This is a genomic window from Pseudomonas sp. Leaf127 (assembly GCF_001423155.1).
Classification (GTDB): Bacteria; Pseudomonadota; Gammaproteobacteria; order Pseudomonadales; family Pseudomonadaceae; genus Aquipseudomonas; species Aquipseudomonas ovata.
In genome coordinates, this window is the sequence record NZ_LMOA01000009.1 from 38,019 (window position 1) to 51,852 (window position 13,834).

Here is a 13,834-nt window from a genome sequence, read left to right on the forward strand (position 1 = left end):
CCTGAAGCTCAATACAGATTAGGCTCCATCTCCAGGCTGACACCGAAGCGCTCGATGACATCGGCCTGTATGCGCTGCGCCAGGCTCAACAACTGCAGGCCGCTGGCCTGGCCATGGTTGACCAGCACCAGCGCCTGCAAGCGATGCACACCGGCATCCCCGTCACGAAAGCCCTTCCAGCCAGCCTGCTCGATCAGCCAGCCGGCAGCCAGCTTCACCTGCTCATCACCTTGCGGGTAAGCCACCAGTTGCGGATAACGCGCCTTGAGGGCTTCGGCCTGGGCGACCGGCACCAGCGGGTTCTTGAAAAAACTGCCGGCATTGCCCAGTACGGCCGGGTCGGGCAGTTTCTCGCTGCGAATGGCACAGATGGCCCGGCTGACATCCAGCGGGGTCGGCTGTTCAATACCCTGCTCGACCAAGCGCTGACGCACAGGGCCATATTCCAGGTGCAGGTGCGCCTGACGGCTCAGGATGAAACGTACGCGCAGAATGATCCAGCGCCCGGCCTGTTGCTTGAACACGCTGTCGCGATAACCGAAGCGGCACTGCTCCAGGGAAAACTCGTGCAACTCGCCGGTTTCACGCTCCAGGGCGACCAGGCTGTGGAACACATCCTTGAGCTCTACCCCATAGGCACCGATGTTCTGCATCGGTGCAGCACCCACGGTGCCAGGGATCAGGCTGAGGTTTTCCAGCCCTGCCAGGCCCATCTGCAAACAGGTCTGCACGAAGGGGTGCCAGGGCTCGCCCGCCTCGGCCTCGACCACCACCCGCTGCGGCTCATCGCTCAGGATACGCACGCCGCGACTGGCCATGCGCACCACCAGCGCCTGCACATCAGCGGTCAGCAACAGGTTGCTGCCACCGCCGATCACCAGCAACGGCACCTGAAGCCCACGGGCACAGGCCAGGGCCTGGCGCACCTCGTCGTCATCATGGGCCTGGGCGAACAACCGGGCCTGGACCTCGACGCCAAAGCTGTTGAACGGCTTGAGCGAAACGCCGGGCTGCACGTCAAGACTCATCCCCACCTCAACCCTCCAGCAAGCGCCGTACGCGCTCCAGGTCTTCAGGGGTGTCGACGCCCGCCGGCGGCGCCTCGACGGCATCGGCGACATGAATACGCACACCGTGCCAGAGCGCTCGCAATTGCTCCAGCGACTCGGTGTTCTCCAGCCAGCACGGCCCCCACGCCACGAAATCATGCAAGAAACCCGCACGGTACGCGTAGATGCCGATGTGGCGACGATAGGGTACGCCCTCTGGCAGCACATCACGGCTGGCCGCCAGCGCATCGCGCGCCCAGGGCAGCGGTGCGCGGCTGAACGTCAGGGCCAGGCCGTTGAGGTCGGTCGCGACCTTGACCACATTGGGATTGAACAGGCTGGTGACATCCTCGAGCGGCTCGGCCAGGGTGGCCATGCCGGCTTCGGGGTGTGCCGCCAGATTGGCGGCTACCTGATCGATCACCGCCGGGGGAATCATCGGCTCGTCGCCCTGCACATTGACCACGATGGCATCCGCCGCCAGGCCCAGCTTGCCGGCCACTTCGGCCAGACGGTCAGTGCCGGAGTTGTGATCTTCGCGGGTCAGCAGCACTTCGGCGCCAAAGCCCTGACAGGCTTCGACGATGCGTGTGTCATCGGTGGCCACGACCACACGTTCGGCGCTGCTCTTGCGGGCCTGTTCCCAGACATGCTGGACCATCGGCTTGCCGGCAATGGTCTTGAGCGGCTTGCCAGGGAAGCGGCTGGAGCCGAAACGCGCCGGAATCACCACGGTAAAAGGGGCGGTCATTTCTCCAGACGCTCCTCGGCGGTCAGGGTGCGCGCTTCGCTTTCGAGCATCACCGGAATACCGTCGCGGATGGGATAGGCCAGGCCGGCGCCCTTGCTGATCAACTCGGTCTTGTCAGCGCTGAGTTTAAGAGGCCCCTTGCAGATCGGGCAGGCGAGGATGTCGAGCAGTTTGGTATCCATGAAAGGTCCCGTCATTGAATAAGAAGTGCCAGCCGCTCGTCGAACCAGCTGACGAATGCTGCAGACGGCTGGGCGTCCACAGCCAGGTACCACCAGTCTTCGGCGGCAAAGGAACGGCATTTCACCGCGTCCTTCTCGGTCATGACCAACGGCAGTGCCGGTGTGAACGCCAGCGCTTGTGCGTCAAATACGGCATGGTCGGCGAAGGCATGCGGCACAGGCCGCCAGTCTAGTCTTTCGAGGGTGGTGAAGAAACGTTGCGGGTTGCCGATGCCAGCCACCGCGTGCACGGCCTGCCCGGGCGGAAAATGCGCCACGCCGACGCGCTGGCCGGTGCGCAGGTTGACCAGGGCCGAAGGCTGGAGGGTAAAGGCGAAACCATCCTCGCGATCGCTCGGCGCACCGTTGTAGAGCAACGCATCGACGCCTTGCAGGCGCTCGACCGGCTCACGCAGGGGACCGGCCGGCAGGCAGCGACGGTTACCCAGCCCGCGAGCGGCATCGATCAACACCAGCTCCAGGTCTCGGGCCAGGCGGTAATGCTGCAAGCCGTCGTCAGAGAGAATCAGGTCGAGCGGTTCGGCGTCGAGCAGCGCCTGCACGGCGCGCCCGCGATCAGGATCGATCATCAGCGGTACGCCGGTGCGCTGCACGATCAGCAAGGGTTCGTCGCCGGCCTCGGCTGCGCTCTGCCCGGCCTGCACCTGCCATGGCAGGCTCGGTGGCCTGGCGCCATAACCACGGCTGACCACCCCGACCTTCAGGCCACGGCGGCGACACTGCTCGATCAGCCAGAGGATCATCGGCGTCTTGCCGGTGCCACCCACTGTGATATTACCCACCACGATAACCGGCACTGGCGCCTTGTAGATCGTGCCGTGGCCGGCCAGAAAGCGCGCCCGCTTGTTGTTGACCACTCGCCGATACAGACACTCCAGCGGCCGCAACAGCGCCAGGGCCGGATGCCCTTGATACCAGGCGGCAAGCAAGCGATCGGAAAGCGCCATCAGTTAGCCTGAGCGGCCTGAACGGTGGTCATGCGCAGATGGCTGAAACCCAGTTTGCCGGCCGCATCCATGGCCGTGACCACCGCCTGGTGCGGGGTCTTGCCATCGGCACTGATCGACAGTGGCAGGCTGGTGTCACCGGCGGACTCACGCTGCAAGGCGTCGATCAGGCTGGCCAGGTCATTGCTGGGCAGCATCTGGTTGTTCACCGAAAAGATGCCGTCGGCATTGATCGCGATGTCCACCTGCTTGCGAGCGGCGTCGTCGTTCGAAGCCCCGGTCACCGCCTGTGGCAGGTCGACACGCAACTGCGTCTCACGGGTAAACGTGGTGGTCAGGATGAAAAACAGCAGGAGGATGAACACCACATCGATCAAGGCCACCAGATTGATGTCGATGATGTCGCGCTGCTTGCGGCGACGGAACTTCACTTTCTCTTGCCCCCGGTCTTGGCCAGGGACCTGAGATCGACCGGCGCATCGACCAGATCCACTTCGCGGTCGCCCTGCACCACTTCAACCAGGCGGATGGCCTGCTGCTCCATGCCGACCACCAGTTCATCGACCCGGCCTTGCAGGAAGCGATGAAAGAAGATCGTCGGGATGGCGACCATCAGGCCCGAAGCCGTACAGATCAGCGCCTTGGAAATACCGCCGGCCAGGACCACGGCATTGCCGGCCGTGCCGGTGGCATTGAACGAAGCGAAAATGTCGATCATGCCCAGCACCGTACCCAGCAGACCGAGCAATGGCGCCATTGCACCGATCGACCCCAGGGCACTGAGGTAGCGCTCCAGTTCGTGGATAACGCGCGCGGCGGCCTCTTCGATACTTTCTTTCATGATCTCGCGACCATGCTTGGAGTTGGCCAGGCCTGCGGCCATGATCTCTCCCAGCGGCGAGTCGGCACGCAGTTGCTTGAGCTTTTCGCCATCCAGCCTGTTTTCCTGGATCCACTGCCAGACCTGCCCCAGCAGGTGCGGCGGCGTGATACGGCTGCTGCGCAGCGTCCAGAGGCGCTCAACGATGATGCCGGCTGCGACGATCGAACTCAGAATGATCGGTAGCATCATCCAGCCACCGGATTTGACCAGTTCCCACACAGTGCCGTCTCCCCTGAAAAATTGGCGCCACTCTAACACGACCGATGGCCGGTATCGACGCATCAATCTCGCCAGAAACGCCGCTGCGCACGTACAGCCTCCGGCTCGCCGAACGCCCCCAGGCGCAGACGGATCGCGCCGGCCTCGGCGCTGTCATGAACGCCGATGCCCAAAGCCTTGTAGCGGGCCATGACCAGAGGGTGCGGGTGGCCGAACGTATTGTGCCGTCCGCGGGAAATCAGTACGCCCCTGGGGGCCACGCGCTCCAGCAGACGCCGCGAGGACGAGGTGCGGCTGCCATGGTGCGGCGCCTGCAACCAGTGGGCCTGCAAGTCAAAGTCCGCCGCCAGCAGTGCACGTTCGGCACCGGCTTCGATATCACCGGTCAACAGCAAGCGCTCGCCATTGGCCTCGACACTCAGCACACACGAGGACTCGTTGCTGCTACGTGCGTCTTCCCAGCGCCAGGTCGCGAACTGCACGCCATTCCATTGCCAGCGCTCCCCGGTGCGGCATGGTTGAGGCGCCAGTGAAGCCGGCAGGGCCTCGGCCTCACCGCTCACCACCCGCTTGACCGACATGCCACGCTGCACCGCCAGGGCCCCGCCGGCGTGGTCGGCATGCGCATGACTGATCAGCATCAGGTCCAGTTGGCGCACCCCGGCCTTGCGCAGCACGGGCAGCACCACGCGCTCGCCGAGATCGCCTCCGGCCGTGGCAGGGCCGGCGTCATACAGCAGCGCGTGGTCGCGGGTGCGCAACAGGACCGCCAGGCCCTGGCCGACATCCAGCTGCAGCACCTCCACATGTCCGTGCGCAATCCTGTCTGGCGGTGCAAAGACACATAAAAGCAGTAACGGCCAGCCCAGTGGCCGCAAGGGCAAGCCTGCTGGCAACAACAGCAACAGCGCGCCGATCAGGCTCAAGCCCCAGGCCCACAAAGGTATGGTCGCCGGCACCCAGGCCGGCACTTGCCCGGCCAGCCAGCCCAGCGCCACGAACAGCATGTGCAAGGCACCGCCGGCCAGCCATAACAGCGCTTCCCCCGCCCCCGGCACTGGCAACAACAGTGTGCCCAGCAGCGCCAGCGGCAAGACAACCAGACTCACCCACGGCACCGCCAGCAGATTAGCGAAAGGCGCACTGAGACTGACCGGCAGGTTCAACGCCAGCAACACAGGCAACAGCCCGATAGCGATCAACCACTGCGTCCGGGTCCAGGCCTGCCACCAGCGCCAGGCACCCAGCCGTGCGCCGAAGGTCAGCATCAGCACGCCCACCGCCGCAAATGACAGCCACAACCCCGGCTGCAGGCTGGCCAGCGGCTCGAAGAGCAGCACCAGGTTGAGCGACACCAGCCAGGGCCACAGCAGCCCCAAGTGTCGAAAGCGCAAGCGCCACAGCAAGACCATGGCGACCATCGCACACGCCCGCCGCACCGGCACCTCGAAGCCCGCCAGCAGCCCATACCCCAGGGCCGCCGCAAAGGCCAGCCCGCATGCCCAGGGCAACCAGGGCCAGGCGCGCGGCCACAGGCCCCAACGCGCCAGCGCAGCGATCAGGAAATACACCGCGCCAGCCAGCAACCCGACATGCTGGCCCGAGATCACCAGCAGGTGCACCGTGCCGGTCTCCTGCAACACCTGCCAGTCGTCACTGCCCAACCCGGCGCCGTCGCCCAGTACCAGTGCCGCCAGCGCGCCCTCGCGCCCTTGTGCATCGACCGCCAACAACCGCTGGCGAATGGCTTCGCGCCAGGCGCCCTGCCCGGATGCCAGTAACTGACCATCGACCACCGTACCGCTCGCACCGATACGCCGCGCCAGCAGCCAGGCCGGGTAATCGAAGGTCCCTGGATTGACCAGCCCGTCCGGGCGCCGCAACTTGACCGCCAGCCGCCAGCGTTCACCACTGCGCACCTGTGGCCCGCCCTGCCAGCTCACCCGGATGCGCTGCGGCAACCGGGCACGCCGTGAGTGAGCGTCCTTGAGCTCGAAACGGACAACGCCCTCACTGGCGCTCGGCAATCCGCTCACCTCGCCCTGCAGCCACAGTGTCTGGCCATCGAGCCTGGGCAACAGCCGGTCATCCAGCGCCCATTGCGCCGACAGGCAGGCCCAGCTCAACCCCAACAGCCACAGCGCCAGCGGATAGGTGCGGTACGGCAACAGCATCAAGGCCAGCACCGGCATCAGCAGCAACAGCCAGCCCGGCGGCAAGGCCGGCAAAAAACGCAGGGTCAACAGACCCAGTGCAAGCGCGACCATCCCTGTGCGCATGAGCATTCCTCAGGCAGAAAAGCCTTACAGAATGGCGGCGAAACACCGGCTGTACAGCCGCAGAGTGTTGCAGTGTTTAAGTAGTAAAAGCCCTGCCTGTATAGGTCCTTTTTCTTACACAACACGCAGAAATGCCCGGCTTTTTTCTACGTGCTTCATGGCTAGCCTGCCAGGTCTTTTCGATTCAACGACTGCCAGGAACCCATGCATGCTCGCCACCGATGGTCATTTCAACCTGTACCTCGACACGCTCGGCCATGACTTTCAAGTGCTGTCTTTCGACGGTGAGGAAGCGATCAGCCAACCGTATCGGTTCACGGTGGAACTGGTCAGCGAACGCCCGCAACTGAAACTTGCCTCACTGCTGCATCAAATGGCGTTCCTGGCGTTCGATCGCACCGGGGCGGGCATTCATGGCCAGGTCCAGCGCATCGTGCAACGCGACAGCGGCCAGCGCCTGGCGCACTACAGCCTGACCCTCGTGCCGCGGCTTGACTGCCTGCAGCACCGTATCAACCAGCGCATCTTCCAGAAAAAGTCGGTGCCAGAGATCATCGAGGCGATCCTCAAAGAGCACGGGCTGTTCAGCAACACTTGCCAGTTCAGGCTCGCTGACAGTTACAGCGCCCGGGAATACTGCGTGCAATACGCTGAAAGCGACCTGCATTTCATCCAGCGCCTGTGCGAAGAAGAGGGCCTGCACTTTCACTTCCAGCACAGTCGCGAAGGCCACGTCCTGATCTTTGCCGACCACCAGAGCATGTTCAACACGCTGGACTTTCCACTTTCCTACCACCCACCCAGCGGTCAGCCAGCACAGCAACCGGTGATGCAGCACCTGAGCCTGCGCCTGCAAGCACGCACCAGCCGCACCACACGACGTGACTACGACTTCCAGAAAGCCAGCCGACAACTGGAATATGAGTCCCCTGCCGATCCGGACATCCTGCAGCCTGACCTCGAAGACTATGCCTGCCCCGGTGGCTTCGAGGGTCAAGAGCGCGGCAAGCCGCTGACCCGGCGGGCGCTGGAGCGACGACGCACCGACTACTGCCTGGCCGAAGGCGGCAGCGATCATCCGCAACTGCGCAGCGGCCACTTTGTGAGGTTTGCCGATCACCCACGCCCGGAGTGGAATACCAAGTGGCTGCTGAGCCGTGTCGAGCACCAGGGTAAACAACCTCAAGTGCTGGAAGAAAACGCCCTGGGCACCGACGACCTTGACGGCTTCAGCCAGGGCTACCGCAACCGTTTCACCGCCACGCCCTGGGACACCTTCTTTCGCCCGGCCCTGCGTCATCCCAGGCCGCGCATACTCGGCAGCCAGACCGCCCGGGTCACCGGCCCGGCCAACGAAGAGATCTATTGCGACGCATACGGCCGGGTCAAGGTGCAGTTTCACTGGGACCGTCATGGCCAGTACAACGAAGCCAGCAGTTGCTGGCTGCGGGTGGCCTCTAACTGGGCGGGCAACGCCCATGGCAGCGTCACCATTCCACGCGTCGGCATGGAAGTGCTGGTGACCTTTCTGGAGGGTGACCCCGACCAGCCGGTGATCAGCGGTTGCCTGCCCAACAGCATCAACCCTGTGCCCTACCCGCTGCCGGCCCACAAGACCCGCAGCGTTTATCGCAGCCGCAGCACACCACAGGGCACCGGCTATAACGAACTGCATATCGAAGACCGCACCGGGCAGGAGCTGATCTACCTGCATGCGCAGCGCGACCTGGAACAGAAGATCAACAACGACAGCCGCCTGGAGGTGGGCAAGGACCGGCTGGAAACCATCAAGGGCAACAGCATCAGCCAGGTGGAAGGCGAGGCGCAGTGCACAGTGGCGGCTGATCGCAAGACCCACCTCAAGGCCGACGACTACCTGCACATCGAGGGCAACAGCTACACCCGCACAAGCCAGGTGCTGGCCATCGAGGCCGGCCAGCAGGTGCACCTCAAGTCCGGGGCCAACCTGATCATCGATGCCGGGGCCAGCATCACGCTCAAGGCCGGAGGCCAGCACTTGCTGATCAGCGCCGCCGGCCTGTTCAGCAGCAGCCCGATCCTGACCGGCGGCCCGGCACTGGCCGGCATGCCCGCCTTGTCAACGTTACCGGTGCAGGTTGCCGCGTTGCTGACACTGACCCTCAACGTGCAGAAACAAGCTTTCATCAATGCGGCCAACAGCGCAGCCCCCGTGTGCGCCATATGCCAACAGCTCAAGGCGGCCACCGCATGAGACGCGCCTATCTGTTGCTCGACAGCGCCCTGATCGAGAACCTGCCCCGGCACCTGCTGAGCCTGGGCCAGTTCATGCCCTGCCACCCGCTTTACCTGACGACCGACTACGCCGAACTGGCCGATTGCGGACCGTTGCTGGTCCCGGTGGTGCCAGACAGTCCGTTGGCACAGTTATTCAATGCTCAGTGGCGCCTGCAGGCCGGTCTCTGGCTGGAAACCGAGGCGCCGGAACCGGTCTTGCTCGATCACTTGCGCAGCCTGGTGCATGCCAGCCTGGACGGTGATGTCACGACGTTCTTTCGTTACCACGACCCGCGCATCGCCCGTGTATGGCTGCAAGACCTTGCCCCTGCCGAGCGCGGCCGGGTCATGGGGCCTATCCAGTCGATTCGCCTGCCTGCCGAGGACGGCAGCGAGCTGTCGATCATCAACACCGACCCGATGCCAGGGCAGCGCTATGCACCTATTCCCTGGCTGCGCTTGAGCGCGGCACAGCTTGAACACCTCAGCGCGGCGCGGTACCGGCAATTCGACCAACACCTGATCGAGCACTGCCAGCGCTATTTTCCGAATGCACTCAAAGGACTGGACAGCCCCGCGCAATACGCCTGGGCCAAGGCTTGCCGGGACAGCGCCAAACGTCATGGCTACAGCACGAAAGACGAGATCACCCGCTGGGTCAGCCTGTACGCGCTTCTGGGCGCTCACTTCCCCGATGAACCTGTGCCTCAGGCCTACCGCAAGATTCTTGCAACCAGAGGCCGCTCCCCTGCGCAGCGCCTCGATGACCTGATCGACGAACTGACCCTGCAATGGGTCCGCCGCCTGGAGCCCCACACATGAGCACCGACCCAAACGAAACCGCCCTGCTCAACCTGTGCAATGCCGAGCGCGCAGCCAGGGAGCAGCCTCATGAAGACATCGACAGCCCGGTGGCCGCCTGCCCGGCCAGGCAGGACACGATCTTCGTGGTGCCGGTGCGTTACGCCCTGGCCGAAAAAGCTGCCAGCCACCCAGGCTGCCAGCCCGGTGTCGAAACCAGGTCCCACGCCATGGCCGCCCGCCGACTACGGGGCGGTTACCTCTACCTGTGGCAGGGCAACGGCCCGCTGCAACGCTTTGGCGTGTGCCCGGAAGGCAGGCTGGACCCGGACCCTCTGGATGGCGATGACACGCTGNTACCTCTACCTGTGGCAGGGCAACGGCCCGCTGCAACGCTTTGGCGTGTGCCCGGAAGGCAGGCTGGACCCGGACCCTCTGGATGGCGATGACACGCTGATCCAGTGCGGCACCCTGACAGGTCTTGCCCTGAACAAACACCAGCCGGCCTGGCTGATGTACACCGAATACCCGCTCGACCAGCAACGCTGCGCGGAACTTGCCCAACCGGCCACACGGCAAAGACGCATGCGCCTGATCGACCTGCCGCAGGTCGCCAATCATTTGCAGGCCCCCCATTGCCCGCCGCTGCGAGACGCTGAGAAAGTCATCGCTGAACTGATGCCGGAAACCTTCAGCCGGGGGGCGGCCAGCGAACATCAACGTCGTGGCGAGGCCGAGCGCCGCAAGGCCGAACAACTGTACGACACGATGATCAAGCACCACACGGTTGAAACCGCCAGGGCCTACACCGCTGCCATGAACCGGATCAGCACACGCGAGGACATCCTCGCCAGGTACCCCGACGCCGACAAAGACCGCCCTGCCCCCGGCCAGTGGAGCGCCCACCCCTGGAATGCCCTGACCACCTACCATTGGCTGCGAGCGGCGAGGCAGGAAGCAAAAGAGCTGTGGGCGGTACTCGCCTGCCTGGACGATGACCTGGGCGTGCTGCGCGACATTGATCACGAACAGACTGACAGAGATTGTTATGCGCCGCGTGCTCACCGGGTGTTTCGTTNACCACCTACCATTGGCTGCGAGCGGCGAGGCAGGAAGCAAAAGAGCTGTGGGCGGTACTCGCCTGCCTGGACGATGACCTGGGCGTGCTGCGCGACATCGATCACGAACAGGATCATCTGGAAATCAGCCATCAGCAGTGGATCGGTGACAACCAGATCCGCCTGACGGTGGGCGGGTTCGTTCGCAGCTTGCTGAAGGAAGACGGGACGGAGGTGGCAAACCGGGTCAATTACCGCTTCGCGCCGCATAAACCCAATGTAACGCCTGAACAGGGTGAAACCTTGCTGGAGATCAGTCGCCAGCTGGAGCCGTTACGTGCTGAAAAGGCCAGGATCATAAAATTCAGCAGGGTGCGTACGCAGGCCAGGGCTCAAGCAAGACTGGCCGACATCGACGATGAAATCGAACACGTGAGAGCGCCTATGGACTCGTTCCTGCCCAGGGAAATAGACAAGGACGATCTGGAAAGCGAAGTACGCCGTTATCGCCAGCAGAAAAAGCACAACAACAAGAATGGCATTCTTGATGGGAAAATCGGTGAATACGTCGACCTGCCGACCATGAACCACTGGCTGGACGTCACGGCCCCCGACCATTACCGACACATAGAAGACCGCCAGCAACGACTCTATGCCGACCGTGGTGTCTTCCTGCCCCGCCATGACAGCGGTACATGGTTCGTGAACCATGACGATGCCGGCCACCGCACCTGGCTGAATGAGCTGGCGGAAAGTTGCCTGACGGCCCAATGCATACGCAGCCAGGGCGCCCAACAGTACGCCGACTATGTGCGCAGCAAGGACCCGGGTGCCTTGCGGCAGTTGTTCTTCTCTTGGAGCCCGAGCCTGGAGGCGGCACTCAATAGCGAGACGCGCCTGGGCGAAATACTGGCGGCGCTCAGCGACGAAAACATCGCCAATACCAAAGCCTTGTTATCAAAAATCCTGGGGACCGAAGGCCAACCCGTGCTGGCCCATATGCAGGCCATGGCCAATAACAGCCAGTGGACCGCCATGGTCAATCGACTGAGCCCGGCCGTGCTGCAACTCAAGAGCAACCAGGGGGATCGCCTGAGCGCCACCTGGGTAAGCCTGATGACCTTTGCCCGCCTCAATTCCCAGTTGGGCTTTCGCTGGGTACAGCAGCAGAACGTTCGCATACTGGAAGCTTTTGGTCAGAACGTCGATGAAGTACGGCACTGGGCAGCCCGAACCGGTGCGGCAATTGGCAAGGGGCGTGTGGCCGACATCGTCAATAGCCGTGCGGTGCAGGACAGTGGCGGGCTGACGCCGTTGATCGTGTTGATATTGAATATATGGAATGCCAGTCGGTACTTGGCACAGGCCGGGGTTGTGGAAACGATGGATAAGCAGCGTTTTCATGACACCTTGTCGGCAACGCTTTATACGGCAGCCGCATTGGCCGCCGTGGTGGACAATAGAGTGCGCAAAGGCGCAGGTATAACACAATTCAATACACGGTCAGGCACACTACTCGTCCCGCCATTATTTATAGCCATCATTGGATCGCTTTCAGCAGGTGCGGCCTATAGCGAGTTTCAATCTCTAGCATTCCAGATAGAAAGATCCCAAGACTTCGTCGATCCGTGGCTTGAATTTCGAAAGAATATCGTCGGCGCACAAACTGCTGTTTATGCTGCTCAAGCAATAGCCGGTACGTTTTATACGTTCGCCGCCTTCACAGGCCTCATGTCGGCAGGCGCTGCCCTTACCGGCCTTGGCATAGCGCTGGCGCCTATCATTTTGATTACTGCAATCCTGGGTGTGATTTACCTTGTGGCCTCGCTGTTTCAGCGCACGCCACTGCAGAATTTTTTATCCCACAGTTGCTGGTCACATGCCAAGGCCAAAATACCGGGACCTATCGATGGAAAAAGCCAACAAGAAGAGATGAATCATCTGTTGACGCTTATTTATACCCCTCAGATCAGCCATGAACACATTTTCGATTATGCACTGACCGACAGCAGGGATGGCATGAAGCAGCACGCTTATATTTCAGGTTTGCGCATCGACCTGCCGGGTGCGACACCGGAAACCATGAACCTGCAAGTGGCATTGACCGGTGATCCCATCATTTACGACGCCTGGGTGGACAGTCGCGGTAAAACGGCTCTTGGCAGTCCCGTTCACAGGATGCGAGACATCGGCGAGTATTGGTTGAAAGACCTGCGCTGCCAATGGATCCCTCATGAACAAGGCCAGGGCCTGCGCTTGAGCGGGCCGTTTAAACTGATAACCGGCACATTCCTGTCCCTTCCTCGCCAACTGTATCTGCGAGTGAAATACAGCACGCCACTGACAACAATGCTTGAGATAGACCCATATCTAGGAGGCAAACACGGCCTGGCCTTCGCCCTGTCGGCCGACGGCGGTGTCATCCCGTTACGCAGCTCAGGCACACCGGTGCTGGATCAGGCGCGCCTGCATAACATTCGCATTCAGGATAATTCGATGATCTCGCTCCCCAAGGAGAAGCCATGAGCCTTCCTCCATCTGGCACCTGTAAAAAAGGCTTTTTTTCCAGGCAGGATTATCTGGCCCCCCTGCCTTTACCGACAGGACAAAAACCCAGTGACGGTATGCGGATCATCTGGCGTAAAAATGATGTCTTCATGGACATCAGCAACTACAGCATCGGCTCGGGCATCATGATACTTTGGCCTATTATTATTATTTTTTGCAGCCTGGCCTATTTCACGGACGATATTAACTTTCTGATTCTGGGAGCTGTCATAACAGTACCCTCCTGCCTGAGACTGATCTATTTACTCTTTCGCCCCACCCCTCTTCCTATCCGTTTCAATCGGCAACGTCGCGAGGCCTGTTTTTTGAAAAGAAGTGGTGAATACTGGATTGTCCCCTGGGAAAGTGTCGTGGCTGCCGCCACCCAAGCCTCCTCGACCAGCCAAGGTGGAAAGATGACCTACGGCATGCTGGTTGTCAGTCTTGAAAACCCTGACCCAAACGCTACTAAAGACAACCAACACTTCACGATGGGCTTTGGCTGTGGCGGCGGTGAAGCAGCCATGGCGTTATGGGAGTGCATTCGTTGCTACATGGAAATCGGCCCCGACGCGGTCGAGGACCAGACGTTTCAATACAATCGGCCAGGCAAAAATATATTCACCTGTTACAAAGARGACTTTATCGAGTTCGCACACAGACGTGGCTGGGTGCTCGCCTTTCTATGGGAGGGCCTGGYGGGCCTGTTCATCTTCAATTCGTTATTAATCTATGCCGTTGTAAAGTTGAAAATTTCCCCACCGCCCGACCTCGACCACCCCGACATCATCGAATGGTCCAA

At 61.9% G+C, this 13,834-nt stretch carries 11 protein-coding genes and 1 pseudogene; 5 read left to right on the forward strand and 7 right to left on the reverse strand.

Annotation, left to right across the window (positions count from 1 at the left end; translation table 11 throughout):
* Positions 1 to 8 precede the first annotated feature (8 nt).
* The 7 genes from murB to ASF84_RS07630 all read right to left on the reverse strand — a co-directional run bounded on the left by murB (position 9) and on the right by ASF84_RS07630 (position 6,370).
* Positions 9 to 1,028: a UDP-N-acetylmuramate dehydrogenase gene (gene murB / locus ASF84_RS07600; RefSeq protein ID WP_056836866.1), complete on the reverse strand. Its 1,020-nt coding sequence runs from the start codon at positions 1,026 to 1,028 to the stop codon at positions 9 to 11.
* Between the two features lie 7 nt (positions 1,029 to 1,035).
* Entirely contained in the window at positions 1,036 to 1,800 is a 765-nt protein-coding gene (gene kdsB, locus ASF84_RS07605; RefSeq protein ID WP_056836868.1) for a 3-deoxy-manno-octulosonate cytidylyltransferase, read from the reverse strand.
* Positions 1,797 to 1,982 carry a Trm112 family protein gene (locus ASF84_RS07610; RefSeq protein WP_056836870.1) on the reverse strand — a complete coding sequence of 62 codons (186 nt, stop codon included), beginning with the start codon at positions 1,980 to 1,982 and terminating at the stop codon, positions 1,797 to 1,799. Before ASF84_RS07610 ends, kdsB begins: the two co-directional genes overlap by 4 nt.
* 11 nt (positions 1,983 to 1,993) lie before the next feature.
* Entirely contained in the window at positions 1,994 to 2,989 is a 996-nt protein-coding gene (lpxK, locus tag ASF84_RS07615; RefSeq protein WP_056836873.1) for a tetraacyldisaccharide 4'-kinase, read from the reverse strand.
* Positions 2,989 to 3,420 carry an ExbD/TolR family protein gene (locus ASF84_RS07620; RefSeq protein WP_056836874.1) on the reverse strand — a complete coding sequence of 144 codons (432 nt, stop codon included), beginning with the start codon at positions 3,418 to 3,420 and terminating at the stop codon, positions 2,989 to 2,991. Before ASF84_RS07620 ends, lpxK begins: the two co-directional genes overlap by 1 nt.
* Positions 3,417 to 4,091: a MotA/TolQ/ExbB proton channel family protein gene (locus tag ASF84_RS07625; RefSeq protein ID WP_056836877.1), complete on the reverse strand. Its 675-nt coding sequence runs from the start codon at positions 4,089 to 4,091 to the stop codon at positions 3,417 to 3,419. The genes ASF84_RS07620 and ASF84_RS07625 overlap by 4 nt, the downstream gene beginning before the upstream one ends.
* Before the next feature lie 62 nt (positions 4,092 to 4,153).
* The gene (locus ASF84_RS07630; protein ID WP_056836878.1) at positions 4,154 to 6,370 is read right to left on the reverse strand and encodes a DNA internalization-related competence protein ComEC/Rec2; all 2,217 of its coding nucleotides are present in this window, start codon (positions 6,368 to 6,370) and stop codon (positions 4,154 to 4,156) included.
* A gap of 208 nt (positions 6,371 to 6,578) precedes the next feature.
* Between ASF84_RS07630 and ASF84_RS07635 the strand changes: the two genes are divergently transcribed.
* The 5 genes and pseudogenes from ASF84_RS07635 to ASF84_RS07655 all read left to right on the forward strand — a co-directional run.
* A complete protein-coding gene (locus tag ASF84_RS07635) occupies positions 6,579 to 8,603 on the forward strand; it encodes a type VI secretion system Vgr family protein (protein WP_056836880.1) in 2,025 nt (674 codons plus the stop codon).
* On the forward strand, positions 8,600 to 9,448 hold the full coding sequence (locus tag ASF84_RS07640) for a DUF4123 domain-containing protein (RefSeq protein ID WP_056836882.1): 849 nt from the start codon (positions 8,600 to 8,602) through the stop codon (positions 9,446 to 9,448). Before ASF84_RS07635 ends, ASF84_RS07640 begins: the two co-directional genes overlap by 4 nt.
* On the forward strand, positions 9,445 to 9,783 hold a 339-nt coding region (locus tag ASF84_RS29005; RefSeq protein ID WP_330219665.1), incomplete at its 3' end, for a toxin VasX. The genes ASF84_RS07640 and ASF84_RS29005, both read left to right, overlap by 4 nt.
* 46 nt (positions 9,784 to 9,829) lie before the next feature.
* Positions 9,830 to 10,505: pseudogene (locus ASF84_RS30165) on the forward strand (toxin VasX); the annotation flags it as partial.
* 2,502 nt (positions 10,506 to 13,007) lie between these two features.
* Positions 13,008 to 13,834: DUF6708 domain-containing protein (locus ASF84_RS07655; RefSeq protein WP_156684177.1), on the forward strand; the 827-nt coding region annotated here is incomplete at its 3' end.